We start from the raw sequence: 15885 nt of genomic DNA on the forward strand, positions 1-15885 counted from the left end.
GCCCCTACTCCACGCGAAGCAGCACGGCGGAGCCAAGTCCGCCTGCCGCGGCGATCGCCGCAAGTCCGCTCGCCCCCGCAGGCATGCTCTGCAATTCATGCCAGGCGCGCACTGCCACGATCGCCCCGGACGCGCCGATCGGATGCCCCCGTGCCAGCGCGCCGCCGCCAGGATTGACGCGAGCGGGATCGAGGTCGAGCCCGCGGATACAGGCCATGGCCTGAACGGCGAAGGCCTCCATGATTTCTGCGACAGAAAGGGACCATGTGGTCAATCCCGCACGACGCAGAGCCGCGCGCGAAGCCTCGATCGGCGCCAACCCCGGGCGCTCGGGATCACCGCCCGTCCGCCCGGCACCGACGACACGGATCACGCGAGTGGAGCAATGCAAGGACGCCAGCGTGCGCTCCGACACCAGCAGCACCGCAGCGGCGGCATCGGCTTCGACCGCGACGGTTGCGGCAGTCACGCCATAGGCCGCGCTTCCTGCAAGAACGGGAAGCCGCGCACAAAGTCCGGCCGCCAGACGGCGGGCAAAAGGATCTCCCGCATGCTCCGCGACGGGCACGAATTCCTGCGCCGGGACGCCGCGAGCCAGAGCCTTGCGATGGCTCTCGATGGCGAACGCCTCTTGATCACCGCGCGTGATGTTCCACTCCGCCGCGAGCATCGCGGCGGCCGGAATCATGTCGGGATCACGCTCCGGCCAGGGCGCGAAAGGCGGCCTGTCGTAGGTCTGCGCGACCTCACCGGGAACCAGCGGGCGGCGCGCGCGAATTGGACTGCGGCTGAAGCTTTCGACGCCGCCCGCGATGATGGCATCGGCTTCTCCGGCCTTGATGCGCGCGGCCCCCAGCAGGATCGCATCGAGGCCTGCGCAACATTGGGTGTCGATCGTGCTTGCCGGGACCTCGACGGGTAATCCTGCTTTCAGCGCCGCGACGCGTGCCGGGTTGCCGCCGCCATACAGCGCGTTGCCCAGGATCACCTCGTCGACATCGGACGGTGGAAGACCCGCGTCGTCGAGCACCGCTCGAATGGACGCTTCGGCCAGATCGACGGCCTCGACCCTGGCAAACGCGCCGCCGCGCGGCACGACCCCGGTGCGACGCGCGGCAACGATGAAAGCCGCGCTCATGATAGTCTCCGCGCCATCGTGCCCGCACTCCAGGCCCGGCGCAGCCGGTCGAAATCGGTTTTCCCGGATCGCGTCAGTGGCCATTCCGGCACACTCGCATAGACACGCGGCACCTTGTAGAGCGGCAACACCGCGCGCAGGTAAGCGATGAGCTCCGACGCGGCTACGATCGCATCCGCGCGCATGTTGATCAGCCCGATTAATCGCTCGCCGCGGCTGGCGTCGGGCGCGCCGAGCACGACCGCGGCCGCGACCGCGGGGTGACGCTCCAGCACTCGCTCGATTTCCTCGGGATAGACGTTCTTTCCGGACGTCACGATCTTCCGGCTGGCGCGGCCGACCAAATGCAGGAATCCATCAGCATCGAGGTAGCCGATGTCACCGACCGACACGGCATCGCCGCGACGGAGCAGATCGGATGATTCACCGCAGGCGTAGTTCATGAACAGAAACGGACTCTCGACGAACACGTAGCCGGTCTTTCCGGCCCGCAGGGAGCGGCCGGCACGGTCTCGGATCGTCACCACGGCGCCTGAGAAGGCGCGGCCGACCGATGTTTCGGGACTGCCTTCGTCGGCCTTCGCCACCGTCATGAAGCTCGTCTCCGAGGCGCCGTAGAACTCAGCGATGCGGGCATTGGGAAACGCGCGCCGCAACGGCTCGCGCTGTTCCGCCGGCAGCTTGGCCCCGGACGACAAGACCCAGCGCATCGAGACGAGCGGAACGTCGCCCGCGGCCTTGACGATCATCTGGAGCTGCGCCGGCACAGCATAGAGCACAGTCGCACGCTCGGCTTCGATCAGGCGCGCGACCGTGTCGGGCCGGAATTTTCGGCAGAGAATGACGCGGGCGCCGACGTTGAGCCCGTGGACGAGCGCATAAAGGAACAGCGAGTGGGTGAGCGTCCCGGGCGCGAGGATCACGTCCTCCGCGCCAATTCCAAACTCCTTTGCGTCGTGGCGGATGCTCTCGGTCCACGATCGATGATGACGGCGGTAGCCTTTCGGAAGGCCGGTCGATCCGGAGGTAAAGCCGACGTAGAAGGGCTCGAGGCCATCCGGCGCGGCGACCGGGATTGCTTCGGGCGCCGCGCCGAGGATCGTCCCAAGCTGCGTGAAGGACGACAGAGGATCGGCAAGGACGATCGCCCGGTCTCCGGCGAACCGGGCATCGAAGCTGATCAGCAAAGCAGAGGATAGCTGCGCCAGGATCGCGCGCGTCATCTCGGCCGGCCAATCGGGATCCAGCACCTGCGCCTCGCGCCCGGCGCGCGCAACCGCGAGAAACAGCAGCGCAAGTGCGGGGCCGGTCGGCAGATGCAGCGCGACGCCGCTGCCTGCCGGAGTCGCGGCGGCAATGACGCTCGCCAATCGATTGACCTCGTGGTCGAGATCTCGCCAGGAGATCCGCTGCTCCTCGAATACCAGTGCGGCGCGGTCCGGCGTTCGCGCGGCGTGATGCGACAGCGGCTCCGTGATGCTCACGCGCGATACCCGAGCGCGGCCGGATAGGCCTGTTCGGCGGCCTTGGTCAGGAACGCCGCGGCAACCACCTTGACGAGGTCACCCGGCAGGAACACCGAGGTGGCCAGCAGCGCCTGCAGCGCCCCCATGTGCGCCACGATCATGAGACCGACGATGCCACAGCCATAGACGACGACGATTCCGCCGGCGATCGCGGCTGCGAATGCGGCGGCGAACACCGGCACCTTGGTGAGACGCTGCATGACGGCGCCGGTGACGAAAGCGCCGGGAATCCAGCCCAGCAGGAAGCCGGTCGAAGGAGCGAAGAACACGCCCAGCCCGCCTCGCCCGCCCGCCAGAAGCGGCGCACCAAGCGCGACCACGAGCAGCAGCAGCACCACGGCAAGCGCGCCCTGACGCGGCCCGAGCACAATGCCCGCAAGCATCACGCCGAGCGTTTGCGCCGTGATCGGCACGCCGCCGGCCAACGGGAGATGAAACGTCGGCAGCAGGCCGAGCACTGCGATCATGGCAGCGAGCAGCGAGATTCGAGCAATGGCGCGCGAGTCCATCAGCGTGATCCTTTGGGTTGGCGATCCGCGCGGCCGTAGCCGCGCGCATCGAGCGCGTCGGCGACGTGGTCGGCAAGTCGCAGTGTTTCGATCAGGAACAGGACAACAATGCGAAGCGGAACGCGTCGCTGTGACCGCGACCGCCACGCCTCTTCGCGTGCGTGCCAGTTGGCCAGCAGCACCGGAATGAAACGCAGCACCAGCGCGACCGACAACGCGATCTTCTTGGAGTTGATACCCAGCGGGCGCAGCAGCCGGAACAGCGGCTCAACGGCTTCCATCAACGCCGACATCGTCGTCGTCATCGTGACGAGATCGGCGACAAGCACCATGACCAGGAGTCGCAGCACCACGCTGGCTCCCTCGTCCCACCGGCTGGATATGCCCTGCAAGCCACCGACGATCACGAGCAGCGGAACAAGCGGCCTCAGCAGGCCGAGCCGCCGCATGGCATCGCGGCCGAGCGCCGCATAGACGCCGACAACAACAGCGAGGCAGAGCGCGAGCAGCCGCCAGTCCTGCATCGGCAACAGCACGATGCTGATGCCCGCGACGGCGAGGAGCTTGAGACCCGCCGGAAGCCGATGCAGCCACGTCGCGCGGGATAGATACCCGCCCATCATGCCGCGCCGCTCTCCAGCATCAACGCGCCCCGCGCGGCGGCGTGCGCTCGGTATTCCGGGAGCACCTGCGAAGGCGTGCCGTCGGCCCTCACCTCGCCCTTCTCCAGCCAGATCACCCGATCGAAGTCGTTCAGCAGATCGAGGTCATGGCTCGCCATCACGATCTGCTGCGGCAACCGCGCAAGCCTTGCCGACAGCGACAGCCGCGTCGGCAGGTCGAGGCTGGAGAATGGTTCGTCGAGCAGCACGATCTTCGGCTCTGTCGCGAGAATCGCCAGGATGCAGACGAGTTGCTTTTGCCCCTCCGACAGGTCGTGGATCGCGTGATCGATCCACTCGGCGCAGCCGTGATCGGCCATTAGATCGCTCGCCGCCTGCCTGGCCTGAGCCGCGGTCCGGCCACTCTCGATCAGCCCAAAGGCGACTTCCTCGCCGACGGTCGGAAAGATGATTTGATGGTCCGGATTCTGAAACACGAATCCGACATCGGCGTGCGGTTCCCTGCCCGCCCGCGTCGTGCGATGTCCGTTGACGATCACCTCGCCGTGTTCGGGCGACAGCAGGCCGTTGGCGAGGCGCAACAACGTGCTCTTGCCCGAGCCATTGTCGCCGACCAACCCAATTCGCCGCTCACGCAGCTCGAGCGACAGGCCATCGAAAATCCGGTTGCCTCCCCGACTGAGGCAAACCTGATCGAACACGACCCCAACAGACGGCGCCGCAGGGCGAGGCTCGCCCACATCGCCCTGGTGCCCGCCGGGGCTGCGCCTTGACCGCAAAATATCGAGGAATCCCATAGTCTTCGGCCGTTCTCAAAGCCCCTGTCGCAGGCCAGGAAGCCCGCCACCAGTAGCCCGTGCGCGCCGAAAACTCCACCCGGTCGAATGAATGGTGGATGTGTAGGATCTGAGCGGACTTATCCATGGGTATTGGGGAACGGAGATAGCTGACACTTCCGGCTGGCTTGCCCCGCACCCAGACCGGCGATCGCGATACCGTCACTGGCTACAGATCCTTCTCGGCCAGCTTGCGGAACGCGTCAGGCACCGAACGAGAGAAGCCAAGCACCACCGAGCCGTACCCGATCGCATCCCATCCGAAGCGATCGCGGATCCGGTCGATGGCACAGTCCGCCGCCCAACGCGCCAGGCCAAGCCTACTGCCGGGACGCCGGGCCTGATCGTCAAGCCCAAACAACGGGAGCTCGAGCGCAAGATCCCAGTGCTCCTCGAGATGCGAGACGGAGATCGCCAACAGCGAGATGATCGTCTCATCCGGATGATCCGCCAGGATCGCACCCACCAATTCCTCGGCGAGTTCGGCGAGGATCACAGTGGCGGAGATCGGCGCATCGAGCGTGGTCGAGCGCGTCACCGACCTCAAGTCGGCGAAGCGCACGCGCACCGTAATCGTTCGGCCGGGCCTGGACTTTGCCCGGAGCCGGGTGGCGACGCGGTCCGCGAGGTGAAGCAGTGTCGGCCGGATGACGCGCTCAACGGCGGGCTTCCTGCCGATCGCCGACTGCGCGCCAGCCGATCGAGCCCGACGGTGAGGCTTGAGCTGCCGCGGATCACGATTCCAGGCCAGCTCTGACAGTTTTTGCCCCGCGGCCGGTCCGAGCAACCGCTCGAGCGACCAGCCGGGCAATTTGGCAAGCTGCCCGATCGTCGACACGCCGACCGCCGCCAGCCGAGCCTTGGTGACCGGGCCCACGCCCCACATCAATTCGACCGGCAGTTGATGCAGGAATTCCAGCTCACGGGCGGGATCGACCACCACGAGCCCGTCAGGCTTGGCAACCTGCGAGGCGATCTTGGCGAGGTGCTTGGTGCGCGCGACGCCCACCGAGATCGGCAGGCCAAGCTCGATCCGCACGCGCCGGCGGATCGCCGCCGCGATTTCGGCGGGCGTGCCGAACAGATGAGTGCAGCCGGCAACATCGGCAAAGGCCTCATCGATCGAGATGCGCTCCACGAGCGGTGTGAAATCACCGAGCACCCTGATGGCGGCGTCACCCAACCGCTGGTAGTCCTTGAAGTGGCCACCGACAAAGATGAGCTGCGGACACAGCTCGCGCGCCTGCCGTCCCGACATGCCGCCGCGGATTCCAAACGCCCTCGCTTCGTACGAAGCGGCAAGCACCACTCCGCCACCGACGGCGATGGGCTGGCCGCGCAAGGATGGATCGAGCAGTTGCTCAACCGACGCATAAAATGCATCCAGGTCGGCGTGGAGGATGGTGCCTGCTGTTGCCATCCCAACCCCTCACCTGTGCTGACCAAAACTTGATGCCGCTATCGCAGGGCCGCGATTGACATGAGAACAAAATAGGAACATCATCAAGGCCGGTCAATCGGGAAGCTCTAGGCATGCCGGCCGTTTCAAAGACGCAGCAAAGGCGCGATCCGCTGGACACGGTGGCCGATCAAGTGATCGCGGTGTGCGACGGCGATCCGCGTGCCGCCGTCCGCGCACTGATCGTCGCCAAGGGGCTTCTCGAGGCCGAACTCGAGGACATCTGCGCGGCGACCTCGAAGGGTTACACGCGCGGACGACGCACAGGGCGTGCGCGGGATTAGGCCTCGCCTTCGGGGCATCGATAGATTTTGCTCCTTGAACTGCGAGGAGCGGATACAACTCTGTCATTGCAAGTTCGGACCGGCGTGAAGTCGTCGACCCGCTTTGAATGAAAGTGGGTGAGTGCACCGGACCGAACTTGATCTGGCACTCACCCACTTTCTTTCTTGATGGCGGAACGAGATGCAAGGCTCGGACAAATCATGTCGCGAGAATACGGATAGACATTCTCTCGCAGTCGTCATGGCCCGCGCAGGCGGGCCATCCAGTACGCCGCGGCCTCTCGGTTCAAGCACCAGCTTCTCTGGAATACTGGATCACCAGCATGCGCGGGCGATGACGTGGATCGAATCGTGTGCACCATCACCCGGTGCTGTCGAAGTGTTGTAGCGCCGACGCTCTGGCGCAGAGCGCAGGAGTTCTTCAAGCGGCACGGTGCGATGCCGACGGCCTACTAGGCCGGCATGAATTCGGCGCTGCGGCACTCTTAAGGCGGTGACTGCCACCAGTTCAACCCAATCTCATTGCGCTTTAGGAGCACAGCGGCGTTCACAGATAGCTTGCAAAGCTGTCGCGTTGCGCGCGCGTCAGGTGCAGGCCGTGCTTGGTGCGCCTTTCAAGAAAATCAGCGGCCCTTGTCGCCCACTCGGTCTCGCGGAGATAGACAGCTTCGCGCTCGTAGAAATTGCCGCCGAAATGGCGGCCGAGGTCGGCCACGCTGCGTGCCGATCCAAGAAGATCGCGTGCGCGCGTACCGTACAGGCGCGCATAGTGATGGACGACCCGTTGAGGCAGATCGGCATAGGCGCGTGCCAGATCCGTCGCAAAGCCCTCGAAGGTGCCGCCGATGTCGCCGCCCGGCAGCGGCTTTCGCGCCGTCCACGCCGATGACATCAAGGGAAACCAGGGCTGCAATCGACCGAGTGCGTGCTCGGCGAGCCGGCGATAGGTCGTGATCTTGCCGCCGAAGATCGCGAGCAGCGGCGGCTGCTCCGTCGTTCCATGAACTTCGAAAACGTAGTCTCGCGTCACTGCGGAAGGGTTCGCGGAATTATCGTCATAGAGTGGTCGCACGCCGGAAAAGGCGTGCACGATATCCTCTTCGGACGGGGACGCGCGAAAATAGCGGCGCAGTATCCCGAGCAGATAGGCAATCTCGCCGCCGTCGATCGCGACGTCCTCCGCGCGGCCGTCATAGGGAATATCCGTGGTCCCGATCAGCGCGAGATCGCCCTCGTAGGGGTTGACGAAGATGACGCGGCGATCCTCGTTCTGAAGCAGATAGGCCTGCGGACCGCTCCAGAACTTCGGCACGACGACATGGCTGCCCTTGACCAGCCGCACATTGTGCGCCGAGTTCAACCCTGCGACGCCCTGCACGACGTAGCGGACCCACGGGCCTGCCGCATTGATAAGCGCTCGCGCGCGCACCACCTGCAGGCGGCCGTCCTCAGCCAGCATCTCGAGGCGCCAGCTCTCTCCCTCGCGCCGCGCGCCCACCGCGCGCGTTCGCGGCAATATCTGGGCGCCGTTGCGGGCGGCATCGATCAGATTGAGAATCACGAGCCTGGCATCGTCGACCCAGCAATCCGAATACTCGAAGCCACGGTGAAATTCGGGACGTAGCGGCGCGCCCTCAGGCACCCGGGACAGATCGAGCCCGCGGCTCGGCGGGAGTTGCTTGCGGCCGCCGAGATGATCGTAGAGAAACAGCCCGGTCCGCACCAGCCACGCCGGCCGTTGCTCGGGTGAGTGCGGCAGCACGAACCGCATCGGCCAGATGATATGCGGCGCCGACGCCAGCAGCACCTCCCGCTCGATCAGGGCCTCGCGGACCAGCCGAAATTCGTAGTATTCGAGGTAGCGTAGCCCGCCATGCACGAGCTTGCCCGAGCGCGACGAGGTGCCCTCGGCAAAGTCATCCTTCTCGCACAGCAAGACCTTGAGGCCGCGGCCGGCCGCATCCCGGGCAATGCCGGCGCCATTGATGCCGCCACCGATGATGGCGACATCGACGAGCCCGTGGTCGCTGCCCGTGCCCGGTGCGGCTGCAGTCATCGCGTCCCGCTGCGCTTCTTGTCGACCCGCCGGCGGGCTGCGGCTTTTCCAGCCGTGCGCGCCTTCGCGGGCTTTGGCTTCGGCGCCTGGAGACCATAAGTCGAAAATCCCTGCGCCGTTTCCGCGATCTGGTCCTCGCTGAGAATGTGCGGGGTCTCGAGCGCAAGCGAGAGATAATATTGACGCGCGATGGTCTCGAGCTCGACCGCGAGCCACATTGCTTTGTCCAGGTTCGGGCCGACGGCAATCATGCCGTGATTGGCCAGCAGGCAGCCGTTGCGACCCTCGAGTGCGGCGAGCGCGAGTTCGGACAGCTCCGCCGTGCCATAGCGCGCATAGCCCGCGCAGCGAATGTCGTGGCCGCCGAATGCGGCCATCATGTAGTGACAGGCGGGAATCGACTTGCGTGCGATGGCGAGCACCGTGGCGTAGGTCGAATGGGTGTGCACGACGCTGCCGACGTCGGGCCGGCCGCGCATGATGTCGAGATGGAAGCGCCATTCGGTGGAGGGCTGCAGCGGCCCTTCCCACGCCCCATACTCGCCCTCGAGCGGCATCGATGCGATCATTTCGGGCTTCATCGCGTCATAGGGCGTGGCCGACGGCGTGATCAACATCCTGTCCTTGTAGCGGGCGGAGATGTTGCCTGACGTTCCCTGGTTGAGACCCGACGCATTCATCCACCGGCACTTGGTGATGATTGCTTCGCGCAGCTCTCGTTCCTCACGGGTCATATCAAGGCACCTTTCGTCTTCAGCACGGATTGAGCGGCGGCTCGCCGGCCAGAAAGCGGCGAACCTCCTCGGCCGCCTGATCGGCGGCAAACGTCACGGTACGCACGGAAGCGCCGGCGATATGCGGCGTCAGCGTGACATTGGGCAATTGCAGCAGCGGCCAGTCGGCCGGCACCGGCTCGACCGCGAATGTGTCAAGCATCGCGCCGCCAAGCCGTCCGGTGGACAACGCTTCGTAGAGCGCCTCATAATCGACCAGCGGGCCGCGCGCGGTATTGATGAAGACCGCATCCGGTTTCATCCGCGCGAGCGCCGCGCGATCGATGAATCCGGTCGTCTCGGCCGTGACCCTTGCATGCAGGCTGATTACGTCGGCACGCGCCAGAAGGTCCGTCAGCGCGACATGCTCGACACCGTCGTTACGGTCCTGTGCCGTGAGCTGAACATAGGGATCGGCCACCAGGATCTTGCAGCCGAACGCCTTGAGTAGCCTCACCACGCGGCTGCCGATCGCGCCATAGCCGACGACACCGACCGTCATCTCGCCGAGCTCGCGGCCTGTCCGGTCGGCGCGATAGAGGTCGCCGCGCCATTCGCCGCCACGCAGGGCTTCATGGCCGCTGCGGATCAGCCGCGTTTCGGCGAGAATGGCGCCGATCGTGAACTCGGCCACCGCGCTCGCGTTGCGGCCAGGAGTATTGACGACAAGCACCCGGTGATCCCGCGCCGCCTGCATGTCGATGTTGACCGGACCGCCGCGCGAGACCGCGATGAATTTGAGATTCGGCAGCCGCTCCAGTATCGATCGCGATATCGGCGCCAAATGCGTCACAAGCATTGGTGCATCGGCAATGAAGTCGGCGATCTCGCTTGGATCACCCATGAACTCCTTCAAGCCATCGAGCTTGGAGCCGGCATAGCCATGCTCCATCGGCTCGTCGGGCCATGGCTGCTCCAGGATGCGAATGTCGACAGCGTCGCCGCAAGCCGCCCTGATCCGCTCGGCAAAGACCGACGGCAGCATGAAGCGGTCGCCGATGATGGCGATGGTTCTAGACATGGCCGCCTCCTGTCCGCAGCGCTGCGAGTTGCTTCCAGACGGGCGGCGCGGCCAGCCTTGCGCCGAGATAGGCCGGGAACATCCGCGAATAGAGCGAAGCCAGCTCCGGATCATGCGTTTGCGCCGGGTTGAGACAGGGTGTCACCCAGTCCTCGGCGCACGCCGCCATATCAGGATATATGCCGGTCGCGACCGCCGCGATCATGGCAGCACCTGCAGCGCCGGCTTCACCGCGGTTGCAAACGCGGACATTGCACTCAAGCGCGGCGCCCAGGATCGCGCCGAGGGCGCGACTTCGCGCCGCGCCGCCGGTGATCCGCAGGTCACGCGGCAACGAGCCCATCGCCGCATAGCAATCACGTGCAGCGAAGGCGAGCCCCTCCATCACGGCTCGCATCAGGTCCCAATAGCCGTGACGGGAGCGCAATCCCAAGAATTGAGCACAGGCCTCATGCGAAACAAATGGACCGCGCTCTCCGGCATCCGAGATGAAAGGATGAAACAGCAGTTCGCCGGGCCGCGCCCCGAGCACACGCTCATCCAGCCGCCGGATCAAGTCGGCGCGCGAACGCGTCACTCCCTCAGCGGCCAAGAGGTCGCGCGCCAGATCGATGAGCCAATCGATGTTCAGCGTGGCAGCCATGTTGGACTGCATCTGGGCATAGTGACCGGGCACAGGGAACGGCATGGTGTAGCCGGTCGCCTCGGTGTTCAGCACGACGGCATCGGCGCGTGGGGCGAGCCGCATGTGCATGCCGGTCGATCCGATGATGGTGCAGCCGACGTCCGGCGCCGGATCGTAGAGCCCAGCCCCCAACGCATTGCAGATCACGTCGACATAACCAAGGGAAACCGGTACGCCCTGCGGAAGTCCTGTCTCCAGCGCCGCCCCAGCGTTCAGTGGATGCGTCGTCGAGACACCGTCGACAACGTCTGGAAAAAGCGCCGTGCAATCAGTGATGCCGATGAGCCTCGCCGTCTCCGCATCGAACCCACGCTTGCGGAAATTCCCGCATGTAAAGCTCGCTTCCGACGGATCGGTCGCGCGCTGGCCGGTGAGCAGAAAATAGAGCCAGTCCTTGCAATGAAAGGCCGTGCTTGCCTGCGACAGCGTCTCCGGCGCGTGGGCTTGCAACCAGGCGAGCTGGGCGCCCTGCTGGCAGGCGTTCAGCCCCGAGCCCGTCCGCTGATAGAGGGCCGTGTTGCGATCGCTGGAGCGGATGTCTTCCACCAGACTTGCTGCCCGGGAATCCAGCCAGAGCAACGCTGGCGCGACCGGTCGGCCATCGTCATCAATCAGCCACGTGCCGTCGCCCTGCCCTGTGACCGCGATCGCAGCGATCCGCGACGGCAGATCCGGCACGGCCGCCACCAGCCCGCGCAGCGCGGCGACGGTGTCATTCCAGGTCCGCGCCATATCCTGCTCGACACGGCCACCTGGCAACGTGCCGTACGTGTTAGGCAACGAGAAGTCCGCGAGCTGTCGACTGTCTCGCGTGAAGGCGACGGCCTTGATCAGCGATGTTCCGGCATCGATGCCGATAATCACGTCGCGGCTCTGCGGGATCGACATCTTAGACGGCCTCCGCATGGCGGATGCAGGCTCCGTCGGCGCCGAACATATGCAGATGCCGCGGCTCGAGCCCGAACGGAATGATGTCTCCAGGCCGCGCCGCGACCCGGCTTGACGTCACCGCGATCAGGACATGACCCGCGCATTCACCGGCGACATGCGACTGATCGCCCAACCATTGATTTGAGATTACGCGCAGCCGCGCTTCACCCGCTCCGACCGCAATCTTCTGCGGCCGGATGCCGACCCGGACCCGCTTGTTCTGCTCGAGCGCGCGCTGGGCGGCCTTATCGAGTGCGCCGCCAGCAAGGTGCAAGGCAATATCCGAGCCGACAGACAGGCGGAAACCGCCATCCGCGGCCGCCACGTCGGTCTCGAGCAGGTTCATCGGAGGTTCGCCGATGAAGCTTGCCACGAACAGATTCGCAGGTCGGCTCTTCAGCTCCTTTTCGCTCGCGAACTGCTGGAGTACGCCATCCTCCATCACGGCGATGCGATCGGCGAGCGCGCTGGCCTCCGTCTGGTCGTGGGTGACAAAGATCGCAGTCATGCCGCGCTCCGCCAGCAAGCCCTTGATCCGCCCGCGCAGCACGGCCCGGAGCTGAGGCTCCAGTTGCCCCATCGGCTCGTCGAGCAAATAAAGATCGGCGTCGCGCACCAGCGCCCGCGCCAGCGATACGCGTTGCTGCTGGCCGCCCGAGATCGAGCGCGGATATTTGTCGAGCGTGTCCTCAATCTCGACCAGCCGCGCGATCGCATCGACGCGGCGCGTGACCTCGCTGTGCGACAACTGCTGCGCCTTAAGCGCGAACGCGATGTTCTCGCGAACCGTGAGCGGCGGATACAGCGAATAGCCTTCGAAGGCCATCGCCACCTTGCGCCTCGCCGGCGGCAGTTCGTCGATGCGCCGCTGGCCCAACGTGATCGCTCCCGAGGTGACGCTCTCAAAGCCTGCGATCATGCGTAACGTCGAGGTCTTGCCGCAGCCCGAGGACCCGAGCAGCGCGACGATCTCGCCCTTTCCGACTTCCATATCGAGCGCGCGGACAGCATGGACGGGCGGCTTGCCGCGACTGCGGTAAACCTTGTCGACATTCCGGATCTCGAGCATGCCCATAGTCATTCCGCCTTCTTCACGCCGCCTGCCGATGATCGGATTGACCGACGCGGAGCCCGGATGCGCGATCGAACAGGAGTGCCGCCTGCGGTGCGAACCGAACGAAGACATCGTCGTCCGCGCTCGCGGCCGACGCATCAGGCGGTAACGCGGCCAACCATTCGGAGCCATCGGCAAGGCGCAGCAGCAACACGTTCCGCTCGTGCATTGGCGTGATCGCGACGACCCTGGCGGGAATGGCGTCATCTCCGGGATCGCGGCTGATCGCAAGATCGTCGGGACGAATACCGAGCCAGCAGGGACCATGAGCGGCCGGCTGATCCGCCGAATCGAGCCGCACTCTCGTTCCCGCTATCTCGGCGCTCAGTCCTCCCTGCCCGACTTCAGGATCGACTTCGGCAAGATTGATGCTGGGATCGCCAAACAGCCGCGCCACCGCAACCGATGCCGGCTTTGCGTAGACCTCCGCCGGTCGTGCGAGTTGCACAAGCTGGCCCCGAACCAGGACGGCGATCCGGTCCGCGATCGCCATCGCCTCGCGATAGTCTTGCGTGACATAGAGGACCGCGGCGGAACTCCGGCGTAGCAGACTCGGAAGCTCCAATCGCATCTCGTAACGAAGCTTGGCGTCGACGTTGCGAAGCGGATCGTCCAGCAACAGAACATCCGGATTGCCGATCAGGGCACGCGCCAGCGCAGTGCGCTGCTTCTGCCCGTTCGACAATTCCCGAGGCATGTGACCAAGGACGTGCTCGATCTTGAGAAGCCTGCTGATCGACTTGACGCGCGAGGTGACGTCGGCATCACCTGCCTTCGCGCGCAGGCCGCTTGCGATGTTGTCCCGCGCCGTCATGTGCGGAAACAGCGCAAAGTTCTGGAAGGCCATGCCGACCCCGCGCCGCTCCGGCGGCGCGCCTACGATCGACCGGCCGCCGACCAGGATATCGCCCTCGTCGGGTTCGTACATGCCCGCGATCATGCGCAGCAGCATCGTCTTGCCGCTGCCCGACGGCCCGAACACCGCGACGATCTCGCCGGGTTCGACAGTGAAGGACAACGCATCGGCGCAGCGCACTGGACCGAACGACTTGCCGAGGGCGTTGATGTCGAGACGCGCCATGCCTTCAGCCTTTCACCGCGCCGAGCGACAGACCTTCGACCAGATAGCGCTGCGCGTAAAGCGCAAGCAGAAGGGTCGGCGTGACGGACAGCACGATCGCCGCCGCGATCTGTCCATACTGGATACCGGATGCCGTGACGAACGCCAGTGCGCCCACGGTCACCGGTTGCTTGTCGGCGGATGCCAGGATCAGCGCGAAGACAAAATTGTTCCAGCAGAAGATGAAGGACAGCAGGCCAGCGGCTGCGATACCGGGACCTGCGAGCGGCACCGCGATGCGCGTAAACGTTTCGCGCCAGGAATGTCCGGCCAGGCGGTAGGCGTGCTCAATGTCAGGGCTGATATCCTCGAAATAGCCGCGCACGATCCACAGGATCAGAGGCAGCGCGATGAGCTGATACACCCAGACGATGCCGAAGTAGGTGTCGCTGAGCCCGAGCTGCTGGTAATAGAGCGACAACGGCAACAGCACGAGCAGCGGCGGCGCGAACCGGAACGACAGCAGCGTGAAGGCGATGGACTCACCGAGGCGGAACTTGAAGCGGGCGAAAGCATAGGCCGCGGGCACGCCGAGCAGCAGCGCCAGGATCACCGCGGCGCTCGACAGCACGAAGCTGTTCATGAGGTTGCGCATGAAGGAGATCTCGAGATTGCCGGCCGTAGTACGAAGCTGCCCCGAGATCAGCGCCTGATAGTTGGCAAGCGTCGGCTCGAACAGGATATGCGGCGGAATTCGCAGAATTTGCTCGTTGGTCTGGAAGGACATTAGAAAGATCCAGACGATCGGAAACATGAAGAACACCAGGACGAGCGCGAGCGCCACACCGCGGAAGACGCGACCTGCCAGACTGGAGTGATCCATCGCCGCCTCCTCGTTACGCGTGACCATGGGCGCGCGCACGCAGCCGCAGCCAGTTCTTGATGAAGATGTTCGACAGGATGTTGGTGACGAGCCACAGGATCATCAGCAGCGCTGCCGAACGTCCGACATTGGTGTACTGAAAGAACTCCAGATAGGCCTGGACCTGGAACACCATCAGCCGGTCGCCCGGGCCGCCTTGAGTCATCGCATAGATGATGTCGAATTGCTGGATGGAATCGAGCAGGCGGAACAGCGACGCCGTGATGATGTAGGGTGCGAGCATCGGCAGCGTGATGCGGAAGAACACGAAGCTCGCCGGCACTCCATCGAGCGCAGCCGCCTCGAACGGCTGGCGTGGCAGCGAACGCAGTCCAGCCAGCAGCAGGATCATGATGAAGGGGGTGTAAACCCAGACGTCGACCAGCACCACGGTGAACAGCGCCGTCGACGGATCGGACGCCCACTTGAAATCATGGACGCCGAACAGGCTGACCAGATAGGACAGGATCCCAAAGCCCGGATTGGTCATCAGCTTCCACATCAGCGCGGCGATGGCCGGAGCCGTCATCAGCGGCAACAGCAGTACGATCGACACCGCGTTGTGGAAACGGGTCGGACGCCGCAACAGCAAGGCGATTCCGAGGCCGAGCAGAAGCTCCAGCACCACAGTCAGCGCGGTGTAAACCAGCGAGATCCGCAGCGTGTTCCAGAAGGCGGGGTCCGAGAGGAAGTCGATGTAGTTGTCGGCCCAGATGAAGCCGCGCAGATAAGGCAGGTTCAGCCGGTAGCGCTGCAACGAATAGACCGCCGCTGTCACGAACGGCACCAGGATGGCGATGCAGACGAGCAGAGCCGGCAGGCTCAGGAGGTAAGGCAGAATGCGTCCGCGCGGCCGAGGGCTGCGGCGGGGGACCGCGTTCGTCTGGGAAAGCTGGACCGTGCTCATGACAAGATCACTTCTTCGCTGCAACATCGCCGGTCCGGATCG

15 protein-coding genes are annotated in these 15885 nt (G+C 65.1%); 1 reads left to right on the top strand and 14 read right to left on the bottom strand.

Features of this window, described 5'->3' with window-relative positions; translation table 11 throughout:
• Positions 1-4 precede the first annotated feature (4 nt).
• From P6U30_RS23295 to dinB, 6 genes are all read right to left on the bottom strand, one after another.
• The gene (locus P6U30_RS23295; protein ID WP_407165238.1) at positions 5-1138 is read right to left on the bottom strand and encodes a thiolase family protein; all 1134 of its coding nucleotides are present in this window, start codon (positions 1136-1138) and stop codon (positions 5-7) included.
• A complete protein-coding gene (locus P6U30_RS23300) occupies positions 1135-2622 on the bottom strand; it encodes an AMP-binding protein (RefSeq protein WP_407165239.1) in 1488 nt (495 codons plus the stop codon). The genes P6U30_RS23295 and P6U30_RS23300 overlap by 4 nt, the downstream gene beginning before the upstream one ends.
• Positions 2619-3173, bottom strand: a complete 555-nt coding sequence (locus tag P6U30_RS23305; protein ID WP_407165240.1) for a biotin transporter BioY — start codon at positions 3171-3173, stop codon at positions 2619-2621. The genes P6U30_RS23300 and P6U30_RS23305 overlap by 4 nt, the downstream gene beginning before the upstream one ends.
• Entirely contained in the window at positions 3173-3796 is a 624-nt protein-coding gene (locus tag P6U30_RS23310) for an energy-coupling factor transporter transmembrane component T family protein (protein WP_407165241.1), read from the bottom strand. The genes P6U30_RS23305 and P6U30_RS23310 overlap by 1 nt, the downstream gene beginning before the upstream one ends.
• Complete coding sequence (locus P6U30_RS23315) at positions 3793-4497, bottom strand: energy-coupling factor ABC transporter ATP-binding protein (RefSeq protein ID WP_407165242.1); 705 nt, start codon at positions 4495-4497, stop codon at positions 3793-3795. Before P6U30_RS23315 ends, P6U30_RS23310 begins: the two co-directional genes overlap by 4 nt.
• A gap of 304 nt (positions 4498-4801) precedes the next feature.
• On the bottom strand, positions 4802-6052 hold the full coding sequence (gene dinB, locus P6U30_RS23320; protein WP_407165243.1) for a DNA polymerase IV: 1251 nt from the start codon (positions 6050-6052) through the stop codon (positions 4802-4804).
• Positions 6053-6165: 113 nt separating this feature from the next.
• Between dinB and P6U30_RS23325 the strand changes: the two genes are divergently transcribed.
• Complete coding sequence (locus tag P6U30_RS23325; protein WP_407165244.1) at positions 6166-6375, top strand: hypothetical protein; 210 nt, start codon at positions 6166-6168, stop codon at positions 6373-6375.
• A 547-nt stretch (positions 6376-6922) separates the two neighbouring features.
• On the opposite strand, the gene P6U30_RS23330 is transcribed toward P6U30_RS23325, so the two are convergent.
• The 8 genes from P6U30_RS23330 to P6U30_RS23365 are packed head-to-tail and all read right to left on the bottom strand — an operon-like array spanning position 6923 to position 15843.
• The gene (locus P6U30_RS23330; protein WP_407165245.1) at positions 6923-8431 is read right to left on the bottom strand and encodes a glycerol-3-phosphate dehydrogenase; all 1509 of its coding nucleotides are present in this window, start codon (positions 8429-8431) and stop codon (positions 6923-6925) included.
• On the bottom strand, positions 8428-9165 hold the full coding sequence (locus P6U30_RS23335) for a class II aldolase/adducin family protein (protein WP_407165246.1): 738 nt from the start codon (positions 9163-9165) through the stop codon (positions 8428-8430). The genes P6U30_RS23330 and P6U30_RS23335 overlap by 4 nt, the downstream gene beginning before the upstream one ends.
• Positions 9166-9184: 19 nt before the next feature.
• Complete coding sequence (locus P6U30_RS23340; protein WP_407165247.1) at positions 9185-10225, bottom strand: 2-hydroxyacid dehydrogenase; 1041 nt, start codon at positions 10223-10225, stop codon at positions 9185-9187.
• Positions 10218-11798, bottom strand: coding sequence for an FGGY family carbohydrate kinase (locus P6U30_RS23345; protein WP_407165248.1), 1581 nt, complete (start codon positions 11796-11798; stop codon positions 10218-10220). The genes P6U30_RS23340 and P6U30_RS23345 overlap by 8 nt, the downstream gene beginning before the upstream one ends.
• 1 nt (position 11799) lies before the next feature.
• On the bottom strand, positions 11800-12915 hold the full coding sequence (locus P6U30_RS23350) for an ABC transporter ATP-binding protein (protein WP_407170519.1): 1116 nt from the start codon (positions 12913-12915) through the stop codon (positions 11800-11802).
• Positions 12916-12931: 16 nt separating this feature from the next.
• Positions 12932-14035, bottom strand: a complete 1104-nt coding sequence (locus P6U30_RS23355; protein WP_407165249.1) for an ABC transporter ATP-binding protein — start codon at positions 14033-14035, stop codon at positions 12932-12934.
• Between the two features lie 4 nt (positions 14036-14039).
• Positions 14040-14897 (bottom strand): carbohydrate ABC transporter permease, encoded by an 858-nt coding sequence (locus P6U30_RS23360; protein ID WP_407165250.1) that lies wholly within the window; start codon positions 14895-14897, stop codon positions 14040-14042.
• 13 nt (positions 14898-14910) lie between these two features.
• On the bottom strand, positions 14911-15843 hold the full coding sequence (locus P6U30_RS23365) for a carbohydrate ABC transporter permease (RefSeq protein WP_407147149.1): 933 nt from the start codon (positions 15841-15843) through the stop codon (positions 14911-14913).
• Positions 15844-15885 lie beyond the last annotated feature (42 nt).

Origin of the sequence: Bradyrhizobium sp. ORS 111 (genome assembly GCF_045571485.1) — a bacterium.
Lineage (GTDB): Bacteria > Pseudomonadota > Alphaproteobacteria > Rhizobiales > Xanthobacteraceae > Bradyrhizobium.

Coding starts and splice junctions, on each gene's coding strand:
- P6U30_RS23360 (WP_407165250.1), bottom strand. CDS start 14,897: ATGGATCACTCCAGTCTGGCAGGTCGCGTCTTCCGCGGTGTGGCGCTC.
- P6U30_RS23350 (WP_407170519.1), bottom strand. CDS start 12,915: ATGGGCATGCTCGAGATCCGGAATGTCGACAAGGTTTACCGCAGTCGC.
- P6U30_RS23295 (WP_407165238.1), bottom strand. CDS start 1,138: ATGAGCGCGGCTTTCATCGTTGCCGCGCGTCGCACCGGGGTCGTGCCG.
- P6U30_RS23325 (WP_407165244.1), top strand. CDS start 6,166: ATGCCGGCCGTTTCAAAGACGCAGCAAAGGCGCGATCCGCTGGACACG.
- P6U30_RS23340 (WP_407165247.1), bottom strand. CDS start 10,225: ATGTCTAGAACCATCGCCATCATCGGCGACCGCTTCATGCTGCCGTCG.
- P6U30_RS23310 (WP_407165241.1), bottom strand. CDS start 3,796: ATGATGGGCGGGTATCTATCCCGCGCGACGTGGCTGCATCGGCTTCCG.
- P6U30_RS23335 (WP_407165246.1), bottom strand. CDS start 9,165: ATGACCCGTGAGGAACGAGAGCTGCGCGAAGCAATCATCACCAAGTGC.
- dinB (WP_407165243.1), bottom strand. CDS start 6,052: ATGGCAACAGCAGGCACCATCCTCCACGCCGACCTGGATGCATTTTAT.
- P6U30_RS23330 (WP_407165245.1), bottom strand. CDS start 8,431: ATGACTGCAGCCGCACCGGGCACGGGCAGCGACCACGGGCTCGTCGAT.
- P6U30_RS23355 (WP_407165249.1), bottom strand. CDS start 14,035: ATGGCGCGTCTCGACATCAACGCCCTCGGCAAGTCGTTCGGTCCAGTG.
- P6U30_RS23305 (WP_407165240.1), bottom strand. CDS start 3,173: ATGGACTCGCGCGCCATTGCTCGAATCTCGCTGCTCGCTGCCATGATC.
- P6U30_RS23365 (WP_407147149.1), bottom strand. CDS start 15,843: ATGAGCACGGTCCAGCTTTCCCAGACGAACGCGGTCCCCCGCCGCAGC.
- P6U30_RS23345 (WP_407165248.1), bottom strand. CDS start 11,798: ATGTCGATCCCGCAGAGCCGCGACGTGATTATCGGCATCGATGCCGGA.